This window comes from Neobacillus sp. PVCKKU3, from assembly GCF_058323225.1.
This window is the reverse complement of sequence record NZ_JBLVQN010000033.1, coordinates 49,537-75,060: the sequence shown is the minus strand read 5'-3', so window position 1 is coordinate 75,060 and position 25,524 is coordinate 49,537. Positions and strand designations below refer to the sequence as shown.

The 25,524-nt window shown below is 41.3% G+C and carries 24 protein-coding genes, 1 pseudogene and 1 riboswitch; of the genes and pseudogenes, 12 read left to right on the top strand and 13 right to left on the bottom strand.

Annotated features, from left to right (window positions below):
• Window positions 1-105: 105 nt before the first annotated feature.
• Window positions 106-729, top strand: a complete 624-nt coding sequence (locus tag ACNQGS_RS20525) for a LysE family transporter (RefSeq protein ID WP_491488980.1) — start codon at window positions 106-108, stop codon at window positions 727-729.
• A 43-nt stretch (window positions 730-772) separates the two neighbouring features.
• On the opposite strand, the gene ACNQGS_RS20520 is transcribed toward ACNQGS_RS20525, so the two are convergent.
• Window positions 773-2,137: an amino acid permease gene (locus tag ACNQGS_RS20520; RefSeq protein ID WP_491488979.1), complete on the bottom strand. Its 1,365-nt coding sequence runs from the start codon at window positions 2,135-2,137 to the stop codon at window positions 773-775.
• A gap of 34 nt (window positions 2,138-2,171) precedes the next feature.
• A complete protein-coding gene (locus ACNQGS_RS20515; RefSeq protein WP_491488978.1) occupies window positions 2,172-2,333 on the bottom strand; it encodes a hypothetical protein in 162 nt (53 codons plus the stop codon).
• Between the two features lie 230 nt (window positions 2,334-2,563).
• On the opposite strand from ACNQGS_RS20515, the gene ACNQGS_RS20510 reads away from it, so the two are divergent.
• Window positions 2,564-3,322: a TraR/DksA C4-type zinc finger protein gene (locus tag ACNQGS_RS20510; RefSeq protein WP_491488977.1), complete on the top strand. Its 759-nt coding sequence runs from the start codon at window positions 2,564-2,566 to the stop codon at window positions 3,320-3,322.
• A 62-nt stretch (window positions 3,323-3,384) separates the two neighbouring features.
• Here the strand turns inward: ACNQGS_RS20510 and ACNQGS_RS20505 are convergent, their stop codons facing one another.
• Entirely contained in the window at window positions 3,385-3,591 is a 207-nt protein-coding gene (locus ACNQGS_RS20505; RefSeq protein ID WP_491488976.1) for a YozQ family protein, read from the bottom strand.
• Window positions 3,592-3,730: 139 nt separating this feature from the next.
• Between ACNQGS_RS20505 and ACNQGS_RS20500 the strand changes: the two genes are divergently transcribed.
• The 9 genes from ACNQGS_RS20500 to ACNQGS_RS20460 all read left to right on the top strand — a co-directional run bounded on the left by ACNQGS_RS20500 (window position 3,731) and on the right by ACNQGS_RS20460 (window position 9,757).
• Window positions 3,731-3,868 (top strand): hypothetical protein, encoded by a 138-nt coding sequence (locus ACNQGS_RS20500; protein WP_213144381.1) that lies wholly within the window; start codon window positions 3,731-3,733, stop codon window positions 3,866-3,868.
• Window positions 3,869-3,902: 34 nt separating this feature from the next.
• Window positions 3,903-4,793, top strand: a complete 891-nt coding sequence (locus ACNQGS_RS20495) for a cation diffusion facilitator family transporter (protein ID WP_491488975.1) — start codon at window positions 3,903-3,905, stop codon at window positions 4,791-4,793.
• Window positions 4,794-4,922: 129 nt separating this feature from the next.
• The gene (locus tag ACNQGS_RS20490; protein WP_284036236.1) at window positions 4,923-5,048 is read left to right on the top strand and encodes a hypothetical protein; all 126 of its coding nucleotides are present in this window, start codon (window positions 4,923-4,925) and stop codon (window positions 5,046-5,048) included.
• Between the two features lie 18 nt (window positions 5,049-5,066).
• Complete coding sequence (locus tag ACNQGS_RS20485) at window positions 5,067-6,005, top strand: magnesium transporter CorA family protein (RefSeq protein WP_491488974.1); 939 nt, start codon at window positions 5,067-5,069, stop codon at window positions 6,003-6,005.
• 211 nt (window positions 6,006-6,216) lie between these two features.
• Window positions 6,217-7,473: a S8 family peptidase gene (locus ACNQGS_RS20480; RefSeq protein ID WP_491488973.1), complete on the top strand. Its 1,257-nt coding sequence runs from the start codon at window positions 6,217-6,219 to the stop codon at window positions 7,471-7,473.
• A 188-nt stretch (window positions 7,474-7,661) separates the two neighbouring features.
• Complete coding sequence (locus ACNQGS_RS20475; RefSeq protein WP_491488972.1) at window positions 7,662-8,882, top strand: helix-turn-helix domain-containing protein; 1,221 nt, start codon at window positions 7,662-7,664, stop codon at window positions 8,880-8,882.
• A 17-nt stretch (window positions 8,883-8,899) separates the two neighbouring features.
• The gene (locus ACNQGS_RS20470) at window positions 8,900-9,052 is read left to right on the top strand and encodes a hypothetical protein (RefSeq protein ID WP_464491369.1); all 153 of its coding nucleotides are present in this window, start codon (window positions 8,900-8,902) and stop codon (window positions 9,050-9,052) included.
• A gap of 73 nt (window positions 9,053-9,125) precedes the next feature.
• On the top strand, window positions 9,126-9,299 hold the full coding sequence (locus tag ACNQGS_RS20465) for a hypothetical protein (protein ID WP_491488971.1): 174 nt from the start codon (window positions 9,126-9,128) through the stop codon (window positions 9,297-9,299).
• Window positions 9,300-9,358: 59 nt separating this feature from the next.
• Complete coding sequence (locus ACNQGS_RS20460; RefSeq protein ID WP_378582753.1) at window positions 9,359-9,757, top strand: cytosolic protein; 399 nt, start codon at window positions 9,359-9,361, stop codon at window positions 9,755-9,757.
• A gap of 243 nt (window positions 9,758-10,000) precedes the next feature.
• On the opposite strand, the gene ACNQGS_RS20455 is transcribed toward ACNQGS_RS20460, so the two are convergent.
• The 10 genes and pseudogenes from ACNQGS_RS20455 to ACNQGS_RS20410 all read right to left on the bottom strand — a co-directional run bounded on the left by ACNQGS_RS20455 (window position 10,001) and on the right by ACNQGS_RS20410 (window position 22,819).
• Window positions 10,001-10,975, bottom strand: a complete 975-nt coding sequence (locus ACNQGS_RS20455; protein ID WP_491488970.1) for a nuclease-related domain-containing protein — start codon at window positions 10,973-10,975, stop codon at window positions 10,001-10,003.
• Window positions 10,976-11,246: 271 nt separating this feature from the next.
• The gene (locus ACNQGS_RS20450; protein WP_491488969.1) at window positions 11,247-12,776 is read right to left on the bottom strand and encodes an MDR family MFS transporter; all 1,530 of its coding nucleotides are present in this window, start codon (window positions 12,774-12,776) and stop codon (window positions 11,247-11,249) included.
• A gap of 161 nt (window positions 12,777-12,937) precedes the next feature.
• On the bottom strand, window positions 12,938-13,501 hold the full coding sequence (locus ACNQGS_RS20445; protein WP_491488968.1) for an FAD-dependent oxidoreductase: 564 nt from the start codon (window positions 13,499-13,501) through the stop codon (window positions 12,938-12,940).
• 168 nt (window positions 13,502-13,669) lie between these two features.
• Complete coding sequence (locus ACNQGS_RS20440; protein WP_491488967.1) at window positions 13,670-14,872, bottom strand: MFS transporter; 1,203 nt, start codon at window positions 14,870-14,872, stop codon at window positions 13,670-13,672.
• A 14-nt stretch (window positions 14,873-14,886) separates the two neighbouring features.
• Window positions 14,887-15,291: a MarR family winged helix-turn-helix transcriptional regulator gene (locus ACNQGS_RS20435; RefSeq protein WP_491488965.1), complete on the bottom strand. Its 405-nt coding sequence runs from the start codon at window positions 15,289-15,291 to the stop codon at window positions 14,887-14,889.
• A gap of 139 nt (window positions 15,292-15,430) precedes the next feature.
• On the bottom strand, window positions 15,431-18,880 hold the full coding sequence (metH, locus tag ACNQGS_RS20430; protein WP_491488964.1) for a methionine synthase: 3,450 nt from the start codon (window positions 18,878-18,880) through the stop codon (window positions 15,431-15,433).
• Entirely contained in the window at window positions 18,858-20,720 is a 1,863-nt protein-coding gene (locus ACNQGS_RS20425; RefSeq protein WP_491488963.1) for a bifunctional homocysteine S-methyltransferase/methylenetetrahydrofolate reductase, read from the bottom strand. The genes metH and ACNQGS_RS20425 overlap by 23 nt, the downstream gene beginning before the upstream one ends.
• Before the next feature lie 110 nt (window positions 20,721-20,830).
• A pseudogene (locus tag ACNQGS_RS20420) lies at window positions 20,831-21,067 on the bottom strand (PLP-dependent transferase); the annotation flags it as partial.
• Entirely contained in the window at window positions 21,067-22,179 is a 1,113-nt protein-coding gene (locus ACNQGS_RS20415; RefSeq protein ID WP_491488962.1) for a methionine biosynthesis PLP-dependent protein, read from the bottom strand. The gene ACNQGS_RS20415 and the pseudogene ACNQGS_RS20420, both read right to left, overlap by 1 nt.
• Window positions 22,180-22,261: 82 nt before the next feature.
• Window positions 22,262-22,376: riboswitch (SAM riboswitch) on the bottom strand.
• Between the two features lie 98 nt (window positions 22,377-22,474).
• Window positions 22,475-22,819, bottom strand: a complete 345-nt coding sequence (locus ACNQGS_RS20410; RefSeq protein ID WP_491488961.1) for a helix-turn-helix domain-containing protein — start codon at window positions 22,817-22,819, stop codon at window positions 22,475-22,477.
• Window positions 22,820-23,634: 815 nt separating this feature from the next.
• Between ACNQGS_RS20410 and ACNQGS_RS20405 the strand changes: the two genes are divergently transcribed.
• On the top strand, window positions 23,635-25,464 hold the full coding sequence (locus ACNQGS_RS20405; protein WP_491488960.1) for a polysaccharide biosynthesis protein: 1,830 nt from the start codon (window positions 23,635-23,637) through the stop codon (window positions 25,462-25,464).
• The last annotated feature ends 60 nt before the right edge of the window (window positions 25,465-25,524 follow it).

The window sequence follows — 25,524 nt, the reverse complement described above, 5'->3', positions numbered from 1 at the left end:
CTCTTCGACAGCCTGAGAGGAAGAAGAGCTCCTCTTTTTTGTCGTACAACCTCCCTCCCAGGAATACATATGGATAGACAGGCTTATTTGGGGGGAGAAGAGAAAATGAATGTATTTTTGAGTTATATTTTATTAGGGCTATCACTGGCTGCTCCCATTGGTCCAATCAATGCAGCGCAAATTGACAGGGGAATCCGGAGTGGCTTTATGCACTCATGGCTGATTGGAGTAGGTGCGGTCGTTGCCGATGGCGTGTATATGCTGGTCGTTTACATAGGAGTTGTAAAGTTCCTCGATACTGAGTTTATGCAGACATTTCTTTGGCTGTTTGGCTTTTTTGTGCTCATTTATACTGGGGTGGAAACAATCCTCAATGCTGGGAAAATTCATATGAAGCATTATCGGGGAAAGGAACCGCTGTTAAAATCATTTTTGACAGGGTTCTTTATGTCGATTTCAAATCCTTTAACCATCCTTTTTTGGCTAGGAATTTACGGCTCTGTTCTTGCGAAAACAGCAGCTTCTTATGATGCAGGGAGGCTTGTATTGTACAGCAGCGCTATTTTTATTGGGCTGTTGATTTGGGATGTCATGATGGCGAGTGTGGCCAGCAGCTTTCGAAATTTTTTAACCTCAAGGCTTCTCGTGATAATTTCGATACTTTCAGGTCTTTCTTTAATAGCATTCGGCATGTATTTTGGTTTTCAGGCGATAAGTATTTTATTTTAATCACTTTAGGGAATAGGCGGCATTTAGCCGCCTTTTTGCCGGATTAAGCTGTCGGCCATGGTTTAAGGAGGGTTTTCTTTTTGTTCTTCTCACTTCTTTTCCATTTCACTCTCATGATTAAGGTAATTGCACCGATCACTCCCACAAACGCAATGCTAATGAAGAAGCCTGGTCTGCTGGAAGCATGGAATAAGGTGCCGCTTACCGCAATTAAAATTAACAGAATTCCAAGATAATATTTTATTTTATCTTTAGCAGTTATCTTAAGAATTTTTCTTGGAGAAACAAGAATAAACATCCAATTATAAAGCAGCATCAATCCGGCGGCCGACGTTATATATTCATAAATTCGATTGGGCATCAGTAAAGCTGACACGACAGATGCAGTAATGCCGATTATCGTAAGAATTAGTGTAGGCAGCGGAATCTTTAGCTTTCCTTCCTTTGCAAAGCTTGCCGGAGCATCCCCCTCTTTTGCAAGGGTAACTAAAACACTGGTTACTCCATAAAGTGAAGCAGCCATGGTAGAAAAGCCGGCAATTATTAAAGCGCCATTAAAGATATGCGGCACAAACGAAAGGTTGTAAGCATCCAATGCAATAACAAACGGGCTTTCCTTCGAATTAAATTGCTGCCAATTGACCATAGTGACGGCAATCCCTATCGAAAGAGCATAGATGAACATCATGGAAAAGAGCATAACCCTGCCGGCCTTTGGAGCTTCCTTAGGGTCTTTTAATTTAGTTGCCATCAGACCAAGAATTTCAATGCCGCCAAAAGCATAGTAGGCAAAAATAACAGCAGACCACAGACCTTTCATTCCGCCCGGAAAGAAATCTTTTTTGCTGTTAGGATACTGAATCGGACGGTCACCATCTATCACGCCAAATATGGCCAACAAGGCAATAATGATAAACATTAAAATGGCTGCCACCTTTAAGACAGCAAGAACATTTTCCAGTTTATTCAGTATACCTACACCAATTAGAATGACGGCCAATCCAAGGATAGCGTAAGCGGCAGCAAATACCCATAGGGGAACGTTTGGGAACCAGAAACGCGAAAAAATAGATAGAGCGGTCATTTGGCTTCCCATAATCAAAACTTCTGAACACCAATAAACCCAGCCGCTGCTAAACCCAGCCCATCTGCCGTAAGCCTTTTTGGCATAAGACCGAAAGCCGCCCTCGAGCGGCTCTTTGGCGGTCATTTTTGATAGGGCATCAAATACAAAATAGGTGCCAAGCGCAGCGATTAAATAGGCAATTAAAATGGACGGTCCCGCCATCTTAATTGCCAAGCTCGAGCCCAGGAAAAAACCTGTCCCAATTGTACAGCCAATCCCAAACAAGGAAAGCTGCCACCAGCGCAAAGTAGTTTCCTTTGCGCCAGACGTTGACTTGCCCATATAATATCTCCTTTTATACTGATTTTTGCCCCGGCTATGCGTTGCGCCCAGTGGTACCTGGTGATTTATCAGTAATGCTTTGGTTATTATAGTCTTCATCATTTAGGCCAGGCATTTGTCTTCTATCTGTCCCTAAATACTCTCCCTGGTGTTTTTCTTGCACTTTTTTAAACTTATCAAAGTTTTCATTTACCAAATTAATCCCTCTTTTCTAATGCTCAAATATATTTCTTAAGATATACTCCTCCCTGTTTCTTATTCAATCTTTAAAGGATGTTTGTTTGTTTTTTGATGGAATTAAATTTTTATTACATAAACCGCCGCGAAACAAATGAAACTAAAGAGGAACTAGACAAAATTGGACACCACAGGCATGATATAGATTTTTTATGACAAACGCTTTTCTAATGAAAGGGGTAGATTTGGATGTTATCGACAGAAAAGCTGGCTGGTTTGCGCTTGCAATTATTAGAGGAAAAGAGTGAACTGGAGGCACATTTGGAGCAAAATGACCACTTAGGCATGGAGCGAGGACATGCTCATGAGTCAATGGGGGAATTATCCTCCTACGACAATCATCCGGCCGATGAGGCGACGGAGTTATATGAGCGGGAAAAAGATAATGCCTTACTGGAACACTATAAATTAGAGCTCCAAAATGTTAACCAGGCTTTAGAGGCGATGGAAAATGGGACATACGGGAAATGTGAGGTATGCGGCAAAGAGATTCCGCTAGAGCGTTTGGAAGCCTTGCCGAACACCACGTACTGCATTGAGCATAGCCCGGATCAGGTAACCTCTCACAAACGTCCTGTCGAAGAAGGTGTCCTCATGCCGCCATTTGGTAAATTTGATATGGATGAAAAGGACGAGAGCGTTGCCTTTGATGCAGAGGATTCCTGGCAGACAGTTGCCCAATGGGGAACGTCAGACACGCCATCCGACCTAGCCTTCCCGCAGGATGATTATCAGGACGTGTACGTTGAGGCAGATGAAAATATCGGCTATGTCGAGGACTATGAAAATTTTGTCGGCAATGATTTGTATGGAAAAAATATCACTGTTTATCCTAATCCACAGCATGAAAAATATGAGGATGCACTTGATGAAGAAGGCATCATGACAAGCTTTGGGGATTTACCTGCTTATGAACACGACCCGTATGTGGACAGGGATGATAGATAGCAAAGGAACTGATTCTTAAAAAAAGAAAACAGCTTTCAAACGAGAGCTGTTTTCTCTGATTTTTACTCTGATTTATTGTTATTCAGTGGAATGTCTGCACCGTCTTCATTTTCGATGACGGCACCGATTTCACCCTCGGCATAGACATCGCTTACCTGCTCATGAGTCGTGGCAAAACCGGAGGAAAGTGGATCGCTATTTTGATAATAACTGGGATGAAAGAAACTGCCCGCTACTTCAGTTCCTTTTTTTGGGTCTTTTTTTACCATGTATCTCTCTCCTTTTTGTTATAATTGTCTAGCTGCAGTGCCTGGTTAAGGCGCATTCGCTTTTCGTATTACATCTGTATTGTTTCTTTTTATTTTAGTCTTACTCCTATAAAATAAATCCATGGAAGGGGCACTATATATGAAGAAGAGAAATGAATTTCCATCACAGGAACAATTGGATCAGGCATTTCACTTTTTGCATGATGAAATTAACAGAATCTCGATAATCGAAGAAATTGAAATGATTAAAAAAGAAAAAGACGGGCATGAAGAGTAGAGGGAGCAGCTTGGGTTAGTTTTAGGGGGTTGTTATGGGAACAAGAGAAGCTTTGGCGAAAAAAATTGCCTGGATAAGTGTCATAAGTAATATTATCCTTACTTTAGGAAAAATGATAATAGGCTGGTATGGCCATAGTGATGCCGTATTTGCCGATGGAATCCATTCGGCTGCCGATGTTTTTGCATCCGTTATTGTTCTGCTTGTCATAAAAATTGCCAATAAACCTGCCGATAAGGAGCACCCATATGGACATGGGAAAGCAGAGGTCATTGTTTCAGGAATTGTGGGTATTTTATTGTTCCTTGTGTCCATTTATCTTGTATTCGAAGGGATTACAGGTTTCTTCAAGGAGGTCGAATCACCGAGCCTTTTGGCGATGTGGGTGGCGGTATTTTCTTACGTTGCAAAAGTGGTTTTATATAGAAGTTCCATGAACGTGGCCAAACAGAATAACTCAAAAGCGATTGAAGCAATTGCGTTTGATCACAAAGCCGATATTGTTGCTTCGCTTGCGGCTGCCATTGGTGTTCTGCTGTCCATCATCGGTGAACGCTTTTCGATTCATCTTCTGCAGTACGGTGATAAGGTAGCAAGTATTTTTGTCGCCTATCTCATTTTTAAAATTGCCAAAGAAATGTTAACTGAAGCATTCGATATTTTACTGGAACGGAATATTAACAATGAAACCATTCAAGAATATATTGCTATTATCAATGAATTTTCCGATGTGAGGCGGATCGACCGCATTAGGGCTAGAGAACTCGGTCATTATATTTTAGTTGACTTACGCATTTCCATCGACCATTTTAAGACCATTAAGGAAGGGCATGATCTTGCCAGATCTATTAAGGTAAAGCTGATGGAACAGCATGACAATATCGAAGAAGTGCTTATTCATTTAAACCCTTATTTTCCGGATTAAAAATAATTTACCAAAAAAAACTGATTTGTACTTTCGGAAATTTGGGTTTATGATAGGATTGGTATAGGGTGCTGCGTCTTGCGGTACCCTTAAAAAAATAAAATAACTACAGTAAAGGAGTTGATATTTTTGAGTTATTCCATAGACCCTGACCCTGAAAGGAGCGGGGAAGTCAATGTGTTTTTTGAATTGATGAAATTGGCTGCTGCAAGAATATCAACTCTAAAAAAAGGCGGTTGGCTTCCTCAAAAATGAGAGTGAGGAGGTTTTGGCATGTTAGAAATTTTTAAAAGCACTGAGACAAGAATGTTAGAAAAGGTGGATGCCATTTCAAAGGGCTGCTGGGTAAATATGTACGCCCCGACAGCAGAAGAAATAGCCAAAGTTTCGAATGACGCACAGGTCGACATCGACATTATCAAAGATGCGCTGGACGATGAAGAGCGCCCAAGGATTGAGCGTGACGATGGCAGAATCTACATTATCGTCGACTTTCCTTATATTGTTCATGATGAATCAGGTCTTGCCGTTTACGAGACAATCCCAATCGGCATTATTCTGACCGATGATAATATTATTACCGTTTCCTTGAAGGACTCGCCAATTATTGATGAATTCCGGAAAAACAGGGTAAAGGAATTTTACACCTTCAAAAAAACACGTTTTGCCCTGCAGATATTATTTGTCATTTCATCTTATTATCTTCGATATTTAAAACAAATCAATAAGAAAACTAATGAGATTGAGCGGGTTGTCCATCAATCCTTGAAAAATAAAGAGCTTTACGCATTTCTTGCGTTGGAAAAAAGCTTGGTTTACTTCACTACTTCTCTAAAGTCAAACAAGGTCGTTATGGATAAAATTTTGCGCTTTAATTACTTGAAAATGTATGAGGAAGATAAGGATTTATTAGAAGACGTGATTATTGAAAAAACACAGGCGATCGAGATGGCGGAAACCTATCATTCTATTTTAACGGGAATGATGAATGCATTTGCGTCGATTATCTCAAATAACCTGAACATCGTTATGAAATTCCTAACTTCCATCACTATTATTCTTGCACTGCCGACGATGGTCGCGAGTTTTTACGGAATGAACGTAGAGCTTCCATTTGAGAAAAACACCTATGCATTTGCCATCCCATTGATTCTCTCGGCTTGTTTAGCCTGTTTAACGGCATATATCTTTTGGAAGAAGAAATATTTTTAAAAGTTAAAACCGCCCCTTGGAAGAGGGACGGTTTTTTATGTTGTAAGAGCTCACGATTAGTAAGACTATAACTTTTTGTAGTTAATTTTAAAAAATAAATAATTTTCCCAACATTAGATAGCTTGACTACCAGGCATCGGTTGTGATTTTGCCGAATAGTTTTTTGTATCAGCGCTAAACGCTGTACATACTTTTCGGAGGGAGTTTCTGGATGAAAAAAAGAAGATTATTGGGGACGGTTCTACTCAGTGCAGTCATGGGAATTTCGACGTTTGCTTCAGGTGCCTTTGGACAAACAAGCAGTCATGAGTCTTACCGAGTATTCATTCAAGGCCCGGCAGTGGAAAAGGCCAAAGCCAAAGCCAATTATGGTGTCCGCTGGGATTTTGGAGCTGAGGGCTTTACGACTACTGTCAATTCCCAGCAATACCAAGCACTTTTGAAAAATAAAAACCTTACAATTGAAAATCTCCCGGAAATGCAGCTCACAGATAAACCGGAGCCTAAGGCAAAACCGGGGGGCGGGACTGCTACCGGACCAAGTGACAGGACGCCATGGGGAATAGAGGCAATTTATAATGATGCCAGTATTTCAGCGACATCCGGCGGAAGTGGAATAAAGGTTGCGGTATTAGATACAGGGGTTATCAATCATAAGGACCTGGCTGGTAAGGTGGAACAATGCAAGGATTTTTCACAAATGAAGGCCAATTTGGTGGATGGCAGCTGCAATGATGGAAACGGTCATGGAACTCATGTATCCGGAACTATACTCGCTAATGGGGGCAGCGATGGCACCGGAATTTATGGGGTTGCACCAGAAGCAAAGCTATGGGCCTATAAGGTATTGAGTGATAGAGGTTCAGGGTATTCGGATGATATTGCCGCAGCCATTCGTAAGGTTGCTGATGAAAGTGTTCGTACCAGTTCAAAGGTCATCATCTCAATGTCGCTAGGCTCAAGCACCAAGAGTACCCTCATCGAAGATGCAGTTAATTATTCATATGGTAAAGGAGTGCTTGTTGTCGCCGCCGCTGGGAATGATGGACCTGGCTCAAACACCATCGGTTACCCTGGCGCTCTTGTAAATGCCGTAGCCGTAGCTGCATTGGAAAATGTTCAGGAAAATGGCACCTATCGTGTCGCGGATTTCTCATCACGTGGAAATCCAGCAACTGCAGGCGATTATATCATCCAGGAACGTGATGTTGAAGTTTCTGCGCCGGGAAGAGCGATTGAATCGACGTGGAATGATGGCAGCTATAACACGATTAGCGGAACATCTATGGCAACTCCGCATGTTTCCGGGCTTGCAACGAAGCTTTGGGCGGCAAATCCAACCTGGTCCCATACCCAGCTTCGCACCGAATTGCAAAACCGGGCAAAATTAGTTGATATTAAAGGAGGCTCTGGAGCAGCAACAGGCGACGACATCGCATCAGGTTTCGGCTTCCCTAGAGTAAAATAATAATAATAGGTCGCGGGGGCACAGGTCCCCGCCGCTTTGACACATGATTCCTTCTTGGCTAAATAACCACTAGGTAGCGAAAAGAGCCTCTCCTTTACTATTTTACAAATAGTCTGAAAAAAATATATTTAAGAAAAGAAAGTATTGTTGTAAAATAGTGTAAAAAAGAGAGGCAAGCTGGTGACATAATGGAATTTGGAGCACTGATCAAATACTATCGTACCCAGAGAGGAATCACCCAGGCAGAGCTTGCTAAAGGGATATGCTCGGTTCCCCATTTAAGTAAAATTGAGAACAACTCCAAAGAAGCAAACGAGGAGACCATTGCCCTTCTGCTTGAACGGCTGCAAATAAGCATGGAAGAGATGGAGGAAAATGAGGAAAAAATAAAAGCACTCATACGAGAATTTAGCAACAGGATTAACTTTTATTTAAAAGAAGAAATAGAGGAAACTTATCAGAAACTAAGACAGATAGAACATTTAATTCCTTTTTCAAAGTATATCTATATTTGGGAGTTATATAAATATAGGTATCTACTTTTTAAAGGGCAATTAGACGAAGCTGAGCATCAAAAAGATTTATTGTATAAACAAAAGAAAAATTTTTCCCAACATGAAGATTATTTATTTCGTTACTATAATGCGGTATTTTTAATACTAAAGGGCCAGTTTAAAAATGCAGATGATATATTTGATACCTTGTATATCGATAATGAACATGAGGCAGCTAGCGGTGAATTCCTTTACCATAGAGCCTTGGTAAAAAGTTCGCTTGAGCAATCAGGCCATGCCATTCATTTTGGCAAGCTGGCGCTGCAAATGTTTATGAATCAGCACAACTTTATTCGGATTCTTCATACCCTTATGCTGTTAGGAATCAATTATACCAACTCAAACATATATGAAGAAGCTGAAGAATGCTTTCAGCATATTATCCGGAATGCTAAATTACTTAAAGAAGAACAGTTACTTCCGCAGATTTACCACAATATGGGGCATCTGCAATTTAAAATGAAGCATCTTAATGAGTCGCTGTTCTATTATGAAAAAAGTTTGGAACTGCAGCCGAACATTAATCAGCATTATCTCGTTACTTTGTATTCCATTGGAGAAATTAATTACTTTTTAGGGGCAAAGGAAAAATCGATAGAATGCTTTCAAGAGGTAAATTCTCTGGCAAAGGATCTAGGGGTAAAGAAATTTAGACTTTTAAGCGAATATTATCTGTTGCTTATGTCTTCTCCGGTAAAGGGCTATAAATACTTAGAATCAAAAGTAATACCCTTTTTAGAAGAGGAAAATGAATCCCATGAGGACCTTACTCATTATTATAAAATGCTAGCTGATTATTACTCAGAAAAGGGTATGGCCTTGGAAGCATTCAATTATTTAAATAAAATAACATAAAAAGAGGAGGCAGATTTATGAAGAAGTTTATTATTGGAGTAGTTCTTTCCGTTTCAGTGCTTGGTCTGGTCACATTTGCAGGCAGCGGGAAGGTAGAAAAGGCAACTAACGATGTGGCAATTTCTACTTACATGTCTTCACCACCGCCAATCCAACCTCCAGTTGGTTGATGAAAAATCCCTGGTTATTCAGGGATTTTTTTTGTGCATACTAAGTAGTAAATTTTTTGAAGAGGTGTTTCTTATGACCGATAGGAACAAAGAGCCGCAGTTTCAAAGCGGGAAGGCAGAAGACAAGTCCGATAAAGGGCTTTACGGATTAGATCCGGAAATGAGCTTATTATCTGTGAATTTTGCCACGACGGAAAATCCCTTCCTGAATGAACACTATCAGGAAGACTCGAAAGAAAACCAGTAAAATGGTTATGCTATTTATAATGTGTTTAAAATTTTTGCAGTGATTTGGGAGGTATTTTAATGAAATCTTTTGTGGTAAGTTTTCATCAAGAAGATAATGTTGATACGATGCAGGTGCAGAAATTAAATCAAGAGGAATTTGAAAAAGCGACAGAAGGCGGAACAAGACATTTATTTGAACTGGACACAAACATAGGCCTTTTCATTTTTTTCGATGGAGCAGACAAAGACGGGGACATCTCCTACATGGTGCTCCAGTATGAAGAAGACAACGAAGATCCAGTTGCCTGCTATTCCTTCCAGCTTAAGGATTTTTACGAATTTATGGCCCTCTACCTGAATGATTTTGAATTTAATGAAGAACAAGACGAACAGGACGAAGAAGAATATGGCCCGGTTCATCATTTAGCGCATTTACTATTTCATATTGCGGGTGAGGGCAGGGATTTGGAAGTTTAACATTAAAAGGACGCCGATTTTTGCGCGTCCTTTTGATGTTTTTGTTTTAAAACTTGTTTATGAAGTCTTTGAAAAGGGTAATTTACGAAAAAAATCATAAATTTGCACTTAAAAAGGGACAATTTCCTTTTTTAAAATTTCTATTGGCGAATTTTTCAAGTCTATTGGCGATTTATGGACTTCTATTGGCGGATTATAAGATTCTATTGGCGAATCTGACACTTCTATTGGCGAATTGAATTCTTACCATGGGAATGATTTGGGAAAATAAACTCTATACCTGTTTTCTCCAGTATGATTTAGTTTTTCAGAATGAAGCAGTCTTTTCGCAGTATGAATTGATTCTAAATGTATAAACTCTCGAAATTTTTGACTATTAATTTTCATATCATAAAGCAAAAAATAGTCCATCAACGCATTCATATGGGCATCAGCAGAATATTTATCGCAGCGGGAGCAGTACCATTTTTGTTTTTTACGAATTAGTGGAAGATAACCGCAATAAGGGCACTGAACTCCGGTTAGCAGATCTGACCTTTTAAGTCCAAACTTTTGTAATAGATACTTAGTTGGCGGTGTATTCAGCTTTACCAGAAGTTTGCAAAGTTTTCGGAGTTCTTTCGCGTTGAGGATTGCAACTGGATACAATTTTTCGAAGAATTCAATTCTATTGAGAAGAACATCAGCCTTACAGGTACGGGGCTTTACTTTGCGGGAATTGGGGCCAAACACGACATAAGTACAATACGAATTACTAAAGACAATTAGATATTCAACGGGTAAAGGGGGGAAACCAAGATCGGCCAGCAACTTTTTAATATATTTTTGGTGCCGCTCTACTTGAGCTACCGGATAAAGATAACCCTTTTCTTTCTCATTAACGATTTGCGTAAATTGCTCATTTTCGGTATCAATTATTAATTTCCCGGCCATATGTTTAACTGAAATAACTAAGGCGTATGCAGGAGTAATCAGAAGAGTGTCAATTTGAAGGTTAAATTCATCATCGGGAAGATTTAAATCATGGAGAATCATATATTTGTCTTTTGGGAGCATTCGAAAATAGAAATCGAGTGATTTTTCTCCTTGGTATCCTGCCTCCCGCCTTCGAAGTTCATCCAAAATAGTCTGGTATTTCTCGTTACTAAGTGGCAGGCGCCGCAAAATAGCTGCCAGAATAAGAATTTTTAATGGAATTGACCTGTCTTTTATAAGCAAGGTAACCTCTCCTTTCGTTTTGAAAAATAAATTCTAAAAAAGGGGGGAGAATCCTGCCGAATTTTATCGGAATTTGTTAAAAGATTGTGTCTGTTATTAAAAAAAGAAAACCTTTAGATTGTAAGAAATTTCTTATTGGCGATTTTTTACACTATATTGGCGGATTTTGGATTTCTATTGGCGAATTAATAAGTTCAATTGGCGATTCTGGCACTTCTATTGGCGGATTGAAAAAAGCACCAGACCCCAAAACAGGATCCAGTGCTCTAAATTACTCCCGCGAACCTTCTTTATTTACCTCAACCCGAGCTTTCCCCATAAAGAATATTGTCACAGCCGCCAAAGCAATCGGAATCAACGTAAGCGTAAAGGTATAGGTAATTGATTCCGACAACGCATGAATGATATTATCTAAAATGACCCTAGGAATTTTCGCACGTTCACTTGCTTCAAAGATTTCCCGCGGATCCCCCATTTTAAACCCGCCACCCTGTCCACCAGCGCCAGCGCCTTGCATTCCCTTAAATGCCTCTTTCAAACGATCTGTAAAGACATTATTTTGAATCGTACCGTAAATCGTTACCCCCAGCGTCATTCCAAACGAGCGCAAAAACGAGTTCGTGGAATTCGCTGTGCCCCGATATTGCGATTCCAGGTTATGAAGCGAGGCGGTGGGCAGGAGGGAGAAGGAGAAGCCGACACCAAAGCCGACAAGAATCATAAAAATGGTCAGCATCAAGCGGGACGTATCCTCGGTCATGGTACCTAGGCAATACATGCCAACAACATATGAGATTATCGAGATGATCATTAAATTCCGATAAGACGTTTTTGTTAAAAAAATACCTCCGATTGAGCTCCCGGCAACAGATCCTAGCATCATCGGGGTTAAAATCAAACCTGCATTTTTGGCCGTTCCGCCGTATACCGCCTGCACAAAAATCGGAATAAACACTGTTAAAATAATAAACGTGCCACCATATAAAAAGGCGAGAATCTGCGATGCAGCAAACAACCGTCTTTTAAAAAGCCATAACGGTAAAATCGGTTCTGCAGCCTTGAATTCTGCTATAAAAAATCCAACAAAAAAGACCACAAAACTAACAAACAGGCTGATAATCGGAGCAGAATTCCAAACATATTCCTTCCCGCCCAGCTCCAACGCGAACATAAGACTGACAACCGAAATGACCAGGGTAACCGCGCCAAGCCAATCAATTTTAAGCTTTGAATGCTGTAAGGATTCATGATAATAACGAACAATTAAAATAATTGAAACGAGTCCAAGTGGGATATTAACATAGAAAATCCAATGCCAGCTGATATAATCCGTAATATAAGCACCCAATAGCGGGCCAAGTACGCTAGATAGGCCGAAAACTGCGCCGAGCAGGCCGGTCATCTTTCCGCGTTTCTCCGGCGGAAAAATATCAAAGACAATCGTAAAAGCAATCGGCATCAATGCGCCGCCGCCAATGCCCTGAATGGCTCGAAATATACTTAATTGGACAATGGTTTGCGCGAATCCGCAGAGGGCCGAACCAATCAAAAACACCGTTAACCCAAACAGGAAAAAGCGTTTCCGCCCATACATATCGGAAAGTTTGCCGAAAATCGGCATGCCCGCCATGACGGCTACCATGTAGGCAGAGGTGACCCAAACAAATTTATCGAGCCCGCCAAGGTCGGAAACAATCGTCCCCATCGCCGTGGCCACAATCGTGTTGTCCATCGCTGACATCAAAATGGCCAGAAGCAGACCGGCTGTCACCAGGTTAATATTGCTGTCATGTTTGATCATTAAAGTCTCCTTATTCAATTTTTATCTACTGGGCCATAGGCCATGAAATCTCCTACACCTCAATTTTAACTGACAGCCGACAGAAAATAAATTTGAATTTTAATAAAAAAAATCCCCTTACAAAAGGGGATATGTTATCACTGGGTAAACTCCAGTTATAATTAAGCTTTTAAAACATCATGGTCAACGTAACGCTCACCATTGATTTCGCTGATCACATTGATGGCAACCTTTGCGCCGTCACCGGCAGTAATAATTGTATGTACGCTGACACCAGCAGCAGTACCGGCAGCCCAGATACCGTCAATGTTTGTTTTTCCTTCGGCATTTACATCAAAAACTGTTTTGATTCTTGGTTCTGTACCTGGCTTTGTATTTAAGCCAGCCTTTTCAGCAAGGTCAGTCAGGGCACCGGTCGCAATAATGACATGTTTTGCTTCGAACGTTTTTTGATCGGTCTCTACTGAAAATCCAGCATCAGTTTTCGTAATGTTGGTAACGGTCGCTTGAACAATTTCCGCACCGAATTTACGAGCCTGGTCTTTTCCGGTTTCCACAAGTTCAGGGCCTGTAATTTCTTTTACGCCATAATGGTTTTCAATCCACGCCCGTTTAGTCATGCTCTTATCATTATCAACAACCAATGTTTGTTTCCCAGCTTTTGCAGTAAATAAAGCAGCACTTGCTCCGGCAGCGCCTGCACCAACGATAACAACATCAAACATTTTTAAAACCTCCAATTTTTATTTTTCAATATTAATGTAGCCAATTACAAACTAAAAGTAAAATGAACTGCTTATTTCAAACCTTTTGTAAAACGAAATAAAAATAAAAAGAACCATCATTTCCGTCTAAGGTTTGATGGTTCTTAGGTTCATTCCTGTATAAGCATTTTATGAGATTTCCTGTGCTCTAGATTGCGCCTTTGCAGTCGTTTTCCTTTTTGTATGAAGAACATAAAATAAACCAACGCCGATTAAAATATAAAATGCGCAGATGAAATACATCGAGCTATATTCCATTTTGGCGGCAATTATGCCCACTAAGAATGACCCAAGTGCGATTCCTGTGTCGTAAATGGATAAAAATGTTGCTGTCGCCAAGCCTCTTTTTCGAGGTTCTGCATTTTGAATCGCAATCGTTTGGAAGGTTGGAAAAAGTGTTCCCCAGCCTAACCCGATTAGGCCTGCAGAGAGGAGGAACGTAACCGCTCCATTACTTTGGCTCAAGACGACCATTCCAATTGCGAATAGAATGAGACATGGGTACGAAATCACGTTAGGACCATATAAATCCAGCCATTTTCCCGTAAATGGTCTTGAAATTAGCAGGACCACCGCATAAACAACAAAGAACAAGCTCGAAACATGCTCTAAATGAATTTGAGCTGCATAGATGGATACAAAAGAAAGCAGCGCTGAATAAACAATTGCCAAGAAACCGCCGACGATGGCAATCGGAACAGCAGAAGACTCAAACAGATTTCGGACCGAGAAGGCTGCGGCCACCTTTTGTTCGTCTTGTTCCTGTTTCGGAAGTTTAACGCTTAGCCCGGTAATCAACGCGCCAATCGCCACTGCAATGCTTATGATAAACATGATTTTAGCGCCCCATTGCTGCATCGTCATCAACCCGACAAATGGTCCTAATACCATGGCCATATTGGTTGATAAGACGAAATAACCCATTCCTTCCCCTCTTCGTGAAAAAGGAATGATGTCAGCAACGATCGCTCCTGCCGCTGTTGTTGCCATACCAAAACCGATACCGTGCAGCAGGCGGATCACTAAAAATCCAGCTGTTGTTTTAGGGAATAGGTAGAAGGGAGCCGCTGCGGCAAAAAGAATCAGCGCGGTTAACAGCACCTTTTTGTTACCGGCACGTTCAAGCCAGTTACCTGCAAGCGGCCGCGAAATAATAGCAGAAAGCAAAAAGACGGTTGTCATTAATCCTGCCTGTGAAGCACTTGTGTGAAGCTCATTCAATGCATAGCTTGGAAGTGTCACAAGCAAAATATAAAAGGTCAAAAATAAGAAAAAGTTACTTGCCGAAATACCAATAAAATTTTTCGTCCATAATTTTGGTTTGTTAGACATTTAATGCACTCCTTTTAATAGAGCTGTTCAAGCCAGCTTTTTTGCAGCTGATAAAGCTCCTCCTTATGTGATTTTGGGAGCAACGATTTATTCAATTCGATGACGATTTTCTCCCACTCCGGATATTTGGCATGCGCCTCATCCGTTAATTGAACTCGTTTTTCACGTTTATCCTGTCCGGGAATCTGTTTAACGTAGCCTTGTTTAACCATGCGCTGGATCGTTCGGGTCATGGGAGGGGCTTCAACAGCTAAATATTCACTCAGCTCTTTTTGAGTTAATGAGCCTTTGTTTTTTAAAACAAAAATAACGGCCCATTGCGAACCGTATAATCCCGTTGGGTTCAGTGCTTCATTCAGTTTATTTGTTAGACGTCGTGATAATTGATGAAGGGTATGGATTAATTCGTGATTGATCATAATACGCTCCAAATTAATAATTAGTTACCTAGGTAACTATAATGGATATATTAAAAAATGTCAAGAAATGTTCACAATATGTCGACCTTCCTAAACAAAAAAATTCCGCGGAACATTATTCCACGGAATCTTCATATGACTATCTTAACACATTAAAATACCTTGCCTCTGGATGGGCGAAAACAATGGCAGAAACAGATGCTTCAGGCTCCATCATACAGCCATCTGTTAACTGGATACCGATATCCTCCGGCTGGATTAGCTTAAAGAGCTTTTTCTGGTCTTCCAGCTCAGGGCAGGCAGGGTAGCCAAATGAGAAGCGCTGGCCTTGATAGTGAGCCGCGAAACGGTCCTGCATTGTAAAGGTTAGAGGATCCGGGAAGCCCCAGCGGTCACGCATCTGCCGGTGAATCAATTCTGCCAGACCTTCGGCACTTTCAAGAGCGAGCGACTGCAGGGCATGGCTTTCAAGGAAGCGGCCGGACGCTTTAAACTGATCAGCTTGCTCGCGAATGCCCCTTCCGGCAGTTACCGTAAAGAAGCCGACATAATCCATCACGCCGCTATCGACTGGCTTTAGGAAATCTGCCAAACATAAATATGGTGCAGATTCCTGACGAGGAAAATCAAACGTCTCGATAACCTTTTCAAGATTTTCTGGATCATAAATATGAACTTTATTTCCCTCTGATTGTGCCGGGAAAAATTGATAAACAGCCGCAGGTGTAATCCAGCTATTTGCGCTGGCATCGGCTAGTAAATTATCGACCATGTCTTTTACTTTCCAAGCCTTCTCATCCTTTTCGGCCAGCAATTTTGCAATTTTCCCTTTCACACCGAGATGGTGGCCCAACAGCATTTGCATATTGATATAAGGTTCTATATGTGACAAGGAATAGGATTTTAGAACATGCCGTTTTGTATCTTTTGGAACAAAAACTGGAACCTCAGTAGAGATAGCAGCCCTTTGCTTTACAGCCACTGAGGAGGCAGATCGAACTGGCAGCTCTCTTGGAACATCTAAGGAGGCCAGCTTTTCCTGTTTTTCGGCAAATAATTTTTCAAGCTCCTCTGGGGATTGAAGCTGGTTGGCGAGTGCTAAGCCATTCATCGCATCCTTTGCGTAAAGAACAAGTCCTTCGTATTCCTTGGCAATTTTTGTATCCGTAAATTTGCGGGAAAGTGCCGCACCGCCTACAAGAATAGGGAGGGAGATGCCTGCTTCCTTCATATCCTGTGCCGTTAACACCATTTGCTGGGCCGACTTTACCAAAAGACCGGAAAGTCCAACCATGTCCGGCTGTATCTCGCGAATGGCTTTAATCAATTCAGCGGGTGCTACCTTAATCCCAAGATCAATGACTTCGTAGCCGTTATTGCTGAGAATAATATCGACCAGGTTTTTCCCAATATCATGGACATCGCCTTTTACCGTGGCCAAAATGACTTTTCCTTTTGAGGCAGACACATCGCCTTTTTCCATAAACGGTTCCAAGTGGGAAACGGAGGCTTTCATGACCTCTGCACTCTGGAGAACTTCGGCGACGATTAACTGGTTATCATTAAACAGCCGTCCGACTTCCTTCATTCCGTCCATTAACGGGCCGTTGATAATATCAAGCGGAGCAGGGTACTTCGCAAGCGCCTCATCTAAATCCGGAAGGAGCCCTTCCTTTGTACCTTCGACAATATAGTAGCCGAGCCGTTCTTCAAGACTCATATCGAGCGTTGTGCCTTTTGCTTCCTTCTTCTTATCCCGATAAAAATCAGTGAAAACAGCCAATGTTTCATCGGTCGTATCAAATAATAGAGCCTCGGCAAGTGCCACTTCCTCTTTGGAGATGGAAGCAAAGCGCTCGAGCTTCTCAGTATTGACAATCGCATAATCCAGTCCTGCTAGGGTGCAGTGGTAGAGGAATACGGAATTCAATATTTCCCGTCCAACCGGCGGCAGCCCGAAGGATACATTACTTATGCCGAGTATCGTTTGCACACCGGGCAGCTGTTCTTTGATTAAGCGGATGCCATCAACCGTGGCTTTAGCGGAACCAATATATTGCTCATCCCCTGTACCTACAGGAAACACTAATGGGTCAAAAATTAAGTCCTGTGGCTTCAATTTATATTTGTTGACTAAGATATCATGCGAACGGCGGGCAATTTCCAATTTACGTTCTGCAGTAACCCCCATGCCGGTTTCATCAATAGTCCCGACAACAACGGCAGCCCCGTAGCGGTGAATTAACGGTACTACCGCTTGGAAACGCTCTTCGCCGTCCTCAAGGTTAATGGAGTTAATAATCGCTTTTCCCTGCGAGTACTTCAACGCCTTTTCAATAACCTTTTCATCTGTTGAGTCGATGACAAGCGGCACCTTTACCTTTTTGACGACTTCAGTGATGAATTTTTCCATATCGATAAGCTCTTCACGGTCCGGATCAGCAAGACAGATATCAATGACGTGAGCTCCGCCTTTTACTTGGGCCCGGGCGATTTCTGCCGCTTCTTCAAATTTACCTTCAGCTATCAAACGTTTAAATTTACGTGACCCAATAACATTGGTCCGTTCTCCAACCATGATCGGCCTTAAAGTTGGATCATCGTAAATGAACGGTTCAATTCCTGAAACCATATGATGGGAGGATGGCTGGAATTCCCTTAGCTTGTAATCCTTCATTGCATCGGCAATGGCGCGAATGTGATCAGGGGTCGTACCGCAGCAGCCGCCTACAATATTGAGCCAGCCATGAGCGGCAAAGTCACCCAGCTTTTTCGCCAGTGTTTCCGGTGTCTCATGATAGTGGCCCTCCTCGTCAGGCAGGCCAGCATTCGGATAGCAGCTGACTGCCGTTCCAGACAGATTGGCGAGCGAGCGCACATGGTCCTGCATAAACTCTGGTCCTGTTGCGCAGTTCAACCCAACAGCCACTGGATTCATATGTTCGATGGAAATATAAAAGGAATCAATCGTTTGTCCCGCCAAAGTCGTTCCCATTGGCTCGATTGTTCCAGAAATAAACAGCGGCAATGTTTTGCCGGTTTTTTCAAACGCTTTTTCGATGCCGACATAGCCAGCCTTAACATTCAGCATATCTTGAGAAGTTTCTAAAAGGAGCAGGTCAACTCCGCCGTCAATCAAGCCAATAGCCTGTTCCTCATAGGAGGCAGCGAGTTCATCAAAGGTTGTTCCGCCGGTAACGCTTAATGTCTTTGTCGTCGGTCCCATGGAGCCGGCCACATAGCGAGGCCAATCCTCGCTGGAAGCTGCCTGAGCTTCCTTCACAGCAATCATCGCAGCAATTTTATTGATTTCATAAGCTTTATATCCAAGCTCATACTCATCTAAGACGATGCTGGTGGCACCGAATGTGTTAGTCTCGATGATATCAGCTCCGGCCTCTAAATATTCGCGGTGAATGCGCGCAATAACTGCTGGAGCAGTTAAATTGAGATTTTCATTACAGCCCTCGTACTGTTCACCGCCAAAATCATCGGCAGAAAGACCTGCTTGCTGCAGCATCGTTCCCATCGCACCGTCCATGACAAGGATACGTCTTTTTAACTGCTCAATAAATGGTCTTTTCGACATAGCTGTTCCCCCTCAGTTCACACGCACGCTGCCTTGCATAAAGGGCCAGTTCAGCAGTAAGCTCATAGCGTAAAAATGGTGTGATTAAATAAATTCCATTAAATAAATCTAAGGCTGCATCGATTAGCCCCTTGGTAATTTCAACGCCTTCTTTTGCCGCTTGGAGCGGGTTATCATGAAGCGCGGCCATCCGTTCACGAATGGAGTCGGCAATTTTAATGCCTGGCACTTCATTATGAAGGAACTCCGCGTTTTTACTGCTCGTAAGCGGCATTAAGCCGATGTAGATTGGTGCTTTTAAATGTTTCGTATGTTCATAGACTTCAAGCAGTTTTTCTTCGGAAAAAACCGGCTGGGAGATAAAATAGTCGGCCCCATGCGTAATTTTCTTCTCCAACCGTTTGACCGCTTTTTCCACTGAGCGGACATTCGGGTTAAAGGCTCCGGCAATGCTGAACGCCGTTTTCTGGCCCAAGTCCTTTCCGGAAAAAGATAAACCTTCATTTAATTGTTTAATCATTTGAATCAGTTCAAATGAAGAAACATCATAAACGGAAGAAGCCCCCGGAAAATCGCCTACACGCGCAGGGTCGCCAGTGATTGCCAGAACATCATGCATTCCTAACGTGTGTAAACCCATCAAATGGGATTGCAGACCGATAATGTTGCGGTCCCGACAGGATATATGGATAAGCGGCCGTATTCCTAGTTCTTTTTTTGCTAAATAGCCTAAAGATTCATTGGAAATCCTCACTTGCGCAAGAGAATTATCTGCTAGTGTAATCGCATCAATTCCTGCTTCCTTTAAAACCTTTGCCCCTTCAAAAAACTTCGTTGTATCAAGCTTTCTTGGAGGATCTAATTCCACGATAACTGATGGCCGTTCCTGCACAATATCTTGAAGAGGGGTGTAGTCCCGCTTGGCAGGACGATCTTCAACTATGATTTTCTTTGGTTTTAATTCTACTATTTTATCTGTTATCGGAGTGCTGTTTTTTAATTCGGTGGCAAATGCCCTGATGTGTTCAGGTGTTGTGCCGCAGCATCCTCCTAAAAGTCGGACACCTTGCTTGCGGAATTCAGCCGCAGACCTGCGGAAGTAATCGGCATCACCATCATAATGAAACTTTCCATCCGTATAAGCAGGGAGACTGGCGTTTGGATAGGCTGAAAGAAAGGCTCGCTTAGGCAGCTCGATTTGTTCGAGCGCAACCAGCATATGATGCGGGCCAAGCCGGCAGTTTAGGCCGACAACGTCAGCGCCTAGCCCTTCAAGTCTCTGCAGAGCATCATTGACAGGAGTACGGTCCTGCAAAATTCCCGGTTCTGCAAGGGAAACTTGCGCAACAATTGGCAGATTGGTTTCCTTTCTGGCGATGGTCAGGACGGTTTCAAGCTCTTCCAGGTCGTAAAAGGTTTCGAGTAAAAGGCCGTCAACTCCCTCTAATAAAAGGCAATACAGCTGCTCGCGAAAGCTCCGTTTAATTTCTTCTATTGAAATGGATTTGGGCTTGATGCCGCGGTTGCCCCCCAAGGTCCCAAGCACATAGGCACGGTTCTCGGCAGCTTTTTTGGCATTTAGTACAGCGGCACTGTTGATGTCCTTGACTGAATCCTCCAGCCCGTATCGTCCAAGCTTTAAATAGTTGGCCGCATAGGTGTTCGTTTGAATAATATCGGCACCGGCATCTATATAGGCTTTATGGATATTCTGAATTTGCTCAGAGCGGGAAAGATTCAATTCTTCAAAACAGGAATCTTTGCCATAGGAATAAAGCATTGTTCCCATGGCCCCGTCGGCAATCAAAATTTGATTTTGTAATTTTTCTAAAAAACTCATCGTTATTCTCCTTGAGAGAGCTTATTCACCTGCAGCTTTTCCAAAGCTTGTGAAAAGTCCTTAATCAAGTCTTCAGGCTTTTCAAGTCCGACTGAAAGTCGCAGCAGGCTCCCAGAAGAGAAGGCAAACCCTTGGGTTCCGCCTTCGAGTTCTGCAATAATATCCTCCAGAGCTTCCCGGGTTGGATTTAAGCTGCGGGCGTAATCGTATTTTCCAAAACTGTCAATTTCAAACTGATGAAAGGTAGATGCATGCTGGATCGGGACACTGACTGCTCCTGTTTGTGCATCCATTTTATGCCGATTATGAAGAAGTCTAGTTTCAAAACTAAATTCTTCGTGTTCCATCACACATTAACTCCTTCAACTAACTTAGCAAAAGCCTGCTCTAGGTCAAAAATAATATCCTCTGCATCTTCAATTCCTACAGAAAAACGCAATAGACGGTTACAGACACCTTGTGCAATTCGGATTTCTTCCGGGATATCAGCGTGGGTCTGGGTCGCTGGATACGTGATAAAGCTTTCGGTTCCGCCAAGGCTTTCAGCAAACGAAATCAGTTTTATGTTTTGTAGGAACGGATTTACCCACGTTTCATCTTTAATACGGAAAGAAACCATTCCGCCTCTTCCTGGATAAAGGACATCTGTCACCGCATCGCTATTGGAAAGAAACTCAACAACAGCCTTAGCGTTTTTCTCATGCCGTTCCATACGGAGCGACAATGTTTTCATCCCGCGCATTAACAACCAGGAATCGAAGGGGCTTAAAACGGCACCCGCACCGTTATGATGGAAGGCCAATGCTTCACAAAGTTCCTTACCCTTCGCGACAATCAGTCCAGCTAGAACATCATTGTGGCCTCCAAGGTATTTCGTTGCACTATGAATCACGATATCTGCACCAAGTGCAATCGGCTGCTGCAGAAGAGGGGTATAGAAGGTGTTGTCCACAATTAACAAAATGTCATGCGATTTGGCAATTTTTGCAATGGCGGCAATATCGGCTTCCTGCATAAGCGGATTAGTTGGTGTCTCCAAGAAGATTGCTTTTGTATTTGGTGTAATGTTGTTTTCAACCTCTTCAGGACAACAGGTATTTACATATTGGCTTTTCAAGCCCCACTTTTGAAAGCCTTTTTCGAGCAAACGGTAGGTTCCGCCATATAAATCCTCGCTGACAAGCCATTCGTCACCAGACTGAAATAAGGAAAGAATTGTTAAAATGGCCCCCATTCCAGAGCTGCAGGCAAAGCCCTGATCTCCACCTTCTAAATCGGCGATGGTTTTCTCAAGCAACTGGCGTGTCGGATTTCCGGTTCGAATATAATCAAAGCCTGTTGATTGTCCAATCCCCTCGTGCCGGAATGCAGTTGAAAAATATACTGGGGGATTAACGGTTCCTGTTGTAGTTTCACTGCGGTTCCCAATTTGAGCAAGTTTCGTATCGATTTTATACATTGTTGTCTACACTCCTTTTTGATATTAAAAAAAGGCCTTCTATAAGAAGAAGACCTTTGCATGTACAATACATCTGTCACTCTTCTTATCTCGCAAATTAGTAACAATTTGCAGGACTTAGCACCGTTTCAATGTTAAAGACATTGAAGGTTGCTGAGGTGTCACCGGGCCCTTCCCTCAACCTCTCTTGATAAGAACATATTAATATTTTGACTATTTATAAAATTTACTACACTATATGAATGGTGTCAATGTATTTTCTTTATTTCTTGTTTAAGTTGTTGAAGTAAGCGTTTTATTGATTTTTTTCCCAGATTTTGAATTTAATATAGTTAATGTATTCTCGGAAATCATCTTTATTTATTCCGTCTTCAATTGCCTTTTCAATAATTTTCTTCCATTCTTCGTCCAGTTCATTTTCGCTGGGGGATAAATCATCATTATCAAGTCCAGTCAGCAAATATTCTAAAGTGACATCTAAAGGTCTTGCCACTTTTTGTAAAAAATAAATGGATGGGTTTTTATTAAGGTTCCGCTCGATGTAACTTAGATATGATTTTGAGACGTTCGCGAGTTCAGCAAGCTCAGTTATCGAAAAATTTTTTTGCTTTCGTAATTTTTTTATTCGTTCACCAATCATAGTAATCTCCCTTATTCCCTAATTTCAATTGATTGTTTGTTCCAGGAACCGGCCTGAAAGAAACTAAGAATAATTAATTTTGACTGAAACGATGAAGATCGCCAAAAGACTTGAATATAAGATTTAGAGGAAAAATTAATCTAAATAAATAGGTTTCTAAAAACTTTGATATTGGAAGGTCGAATTTGGTGAATATGTAAAATAATTATTTTTCCACAGTTAAGAATATTATAACTTACTTTTAGTTCTCTTTAAAGAACAAATCGAAAGAGAGCTATACAATATTTTTACTTGATTTTCATAAAGAAGAGGTTAAAGGCTGTGCAATATAAAGAATTGCAGTAAATATTTTATGGATATTTCAATAAAAAAGTGAGTCGAAAAATTTAACCTTAGTTGTTCTTTACCAAGAACTATTCGTTTGTTATAATGTTAATAATGAAAGAGGGATTCATATTAATAAAAGTTAGGAAAAAAGATTTAGGTAAAATTGACCAATTTATATTATTGGTATTTTTTTAATAATTACGTTCTTTATATAGCACGTGTTTTGTTGTCTAACGAACAATCGCAATTTCTATTAATAATGGGTGATGTCTCCTTACCACTATCAATGGAGGCACTCGGTCATGCTGTGGGTTGAGAAGAACCTTAGACGCTTGTCGTCGATAGTGTGATGTGAGGGGGGGTTGGATGCCCTGTTTTACCATTAAAGCTTTTGCTTAGGCGGGATTCAAGAACTCTTCTAATCAAAAGCTTTAATTTAATAATCAGCATTAACATGTTATTTATTGCACCTAAAAAGGGGGGGGATTATGACCTACCGACAGAGATTGTCTATATTTTTTTTGGTTGATTCTTGTATCGTCATTAGTGTTATCTTTTTCAGCCGATTTCTGGTTGATGCAACTACAAATGTGTTCACCGTCTTGAATTTATTTACTTCAATCGCCATTTTATTAAGTCATCATACTTTTTCATTTATATTTAGGCTTTATAAAAAAGCCTGGCAATATGCCAGTATAGGGGAATCCATCCTTATTTTAAAGGTAGTTACATCTACTATCCTAATGGCGGCTGTTTTGCAGAAGCTGTTTTTCTATAAAGTTGATTTCAGGCTCTTGGCTGTCATTTGGTCCCTTCATATTTTGTTTATTGGCGGATCCAGATTTTGCTGGCGGATGTTTCGTGATTCCCTCATTATAAAAAATCAAAATAAAAATCGAACACTCATTATTGGAGCAGGGGAAGCAGGAACAATGGTTGCAAGACAGCTACTAAAAAACCGCGACACAAATCTTCTTCCAGTGGGATTCATTGATGATGACACAAAAAAACAAAAGCTTGATATTCTGGGGATTCCCGTTGTCGGGGGAGTAGATTCGATAGAACAGTCTGTTCAAAATTTAAAAATTGAAAATATCGTCATTGCTATTCCATCACTTAGCCGAAAGCAATTGAACGTGATTTTTCAAGAATGTGCAAAAACGGCCGCAAAAACGCAAATCCTTCCAATGCTCGAAGACCTGGTTACTGGTAAGGTTTCAGTCAATCAATTTCGAGATGTTCTGGTTGAAGATCTTTTGGGAAGGGAGCCAATAGAGCTCGATATTACCTCAATTTCAAAAAACATCACGGGTAAAACAGTGCTAGTAACCGGTGCCGGAGGATCGATTGGGTCAGAAATTTGCCGGCAGGTCGCTAATTTTAATCCCAATACATTAATTCTTTTAGGTCACGGTGAAAACAGTATTTATTCAATTGAAATGGAACTAAGAGAAAGCTTTAGGGGAGCACCTATACAATTCTTAACTGAAATTGCAGATATTCAGGATGAAGTAAAAATGAAATCTATTATGCAAATTCATAAACCAGATGTTGTGTATCACGCAGCTGCCCATAAACATGTACCTTTAATGGAACGCAACCCTGAGGAAGCAGTTAAAAATAATTTAATTGGCACAATAAATATTGCAAATGCTGCATCTGCAAACAACGTAGAAACATTTGTCATGGTTTCCACCGATAAAGCGGTGAATCCAACTAGTGTTATGGGGTCAACCAAAAGATTAGCAGAAATGATTATTCAATGGATGGCACAAGAAAGCTCAACAAAATTTGTTGCCGTAAGGTTTGGGAATGTTTTAGGTAGCAGGGGAAGCGTTATTCCATTATTTAAACGGCAAATTGAAAGGGGAGGTCCTGTTACCGTTACCCATCCGGACATGGTCCGGTATTTTATGACTATACCGGAAGCTTCTAGACTGGTCATTCAGGCTGGGGCCCTTGCCATGGGCGGGGAAATATTTGTGTTAGATATGGGGGAACCAGTAAAAATAGTCGACCTTGCTAAAAATTTAATCAAGTTATCTGGAAATTCCGTGGAGGAGATAGGGATTGAATTCACAGGTATTAGACCGGGTGAAAAGCTGTTTGAGGAACTATTAAAAGATGAAGAAGTAGGTCAGGAGCAAATTTATCCGAAAATTTATATAGGAAAATCCTCAAATTTATATATCGAGGAAATAGAAGAATTGATTACTCATTTAGATAGCCTTGAAAGACATGAGCTTCGGGAATACCTTTTAAAAATTGCTAATTATAATGCTTACTCCCAACCGGTTCCTGTCCATTCGATTTCTTGATAGATTACGTGATGTTAAGCTTTTCAAAAACGGAGCATCATAGATTTATAACGGTTACAG

What these genes read in the sequence shown, in the direction of transcription:
- ACNQGS_RS20445 (WP_491488968.1), bottom strand. Translation starts at nt 13,501, where the DNA reads ATGTTTGATGTTGTTATCGTTGGTGCAGGCGCTGCCGGAGCAAGTGCT.
- ACNQGS_RS20495 (WP_491488975.1), top strand. Translation starts at nt 3,903, where the DNA reads ATGGGAACAAGAGAAGCTTTGGCGAAAAAAATTGCCTGGATAAGTGTC.
- ACNQGS_RS20475 (WP_491488972.1), top strand. Translation starts at nt 7,662, where the DNA reads ATGGAATTTGGAGCACTGATCAAATACTATCGTACCCAGAGAGGAATC.
- ACNQGS_RS20485 (WP_491488974.1), top strand. Translation starts at nt 5,067, where the DNA reads ATGTTAGAAATTTTTAAAAGCACTGAGACAAGAATGTTAGAAAAGGTG.
- ACNQGS_RS20505 (WP_491488976.1), bottom strand. Translation starts at nt 3,591, where the DNA reads ATGGTAAAAAAAGACCCAAAAAAAGGAACTGAAGTAGCGGGCAGTTTC.
- metH (WP_491488964.1), bottom strand. Translation starts at nt 18,880, where the DNA reads ATGTCGAAAAGACCATTTATTGAGCAGTTAAAAAGACGTATCCTTGTC.
- ACNQGS_RS20480 (WP_491488973.1), top strand. Translation starts at nt 6,217, where the DNA reads ATGAAAAAAAGAAGATTATTGGGGACGGTTCTACTCAGTGCAGTCATG.
- ACNQGS_RS20440 (WP_491488967.1), bottom strand. Translation starts at nt 14,872, where the DNA reads ATGTCTAACAAACCAAAATTATGGACGAAAAATTTTATTGGTATTTCG.
- ACNQGS_RS20470 (WP_464491369.1), top strand. Translation starts at nt 8,900, where the DNA reads ATGAAGAAGTTTATTATTGGAGTAGTTCTTTCCGTTTCAGTGCTTGGT.
- ACNQGS_RS20460 (WP_378582753.1), top strand. Translation starts at nt 9,359, where the DNA reads ATGAAATCTTTTGTGGTAAGTTTTCATCAAGAAGATAATGTTGATACG.
- ACNQGS_RS20425 (WP_491488963.1), bottom strand. Translation starts at nt 20,720, where the DNA reads ATGAGTTTTTTAGAAAAATTACAAAATCAAATTTTGATTGCCGACGGG.
- ACNQGS_RS20435 (WP_491488965.1), bottom strand. Translation starts at nt 15,291, where the DNA reads ATGATCAATCACGAATTAATCCATACCCTTCATCAATTATCACGACGT.
- ACNQGS_RS20465 (WP_491488971.1), top strand. Translation starts at nt 9,126, where the DNA reads ATGACCGATAGGAACAAAGAGCCGCAGTTTCAAAGCGGGAAGGCAGAA.
- ACNQGS_RS20410 (WP_491488961.1), bottom strand. Translation starts at nt 22,819, where the DNA reads ATGATTGGTGAACGAATAAAAAAATTACGAAAGCAAAAAAATTTTTCG.
- ACNQGS_RS20525 (WP_491488980.1), top strand. Translation starts at nt 106, where the DNA reads ATGAATGTATTTTTGAGTTATATTTTATTAGGGCTATCACTGGCTGCT.
- ACNQGS_RS20500 (WP_213144381.1), top strand. Translation starts at nt 3,731, where the DNA reads ATGAAGAAGAGAAATGAATTTCCATCACAGGAACAATTGGATCAGGCA.
- ACNQGS_RS20520 (WP_491488979.1), bottom strand. Translation starts at nt 2,137, where the DNA reads ATGGGCAAGTCAACGTCTGGCGCAAAGGAAACTACTTTGCGCTGGTGG.
- ACNQGS_RS20510 (WP_491488977.1), top strand. Translation starts at nt 2,564, where the DNA reads ATGTTATCGACAGAAAAGCTGGCTGGTTTGCGCTTGCAATTATTAGAG.
- ACNQGS_RS20405 (WP_491488960.1), top strand. Translation starts at nt 23,635, where the DNA reads ATGACCTACCGACAGAGATTGTCTATATTTTTTTTGGTTGATTCTTGT.
- ACNQGS_RS20415 (WP_491488962.1), bottom strand. Translation starts at nt 22,179, where the DNA reads ATGTATAAAATCGATACGAAACTTGCTCAAATTGGGAACCGCAGTGAA.
- ACNQGS_RS20450 (WP_491488969.1), bottom strand. Translation starts at nt 12,776, where the DNA reads ATGATCAAACATGACAGCAATATTAACCTGGTGACAGCCGGTCTGCTT.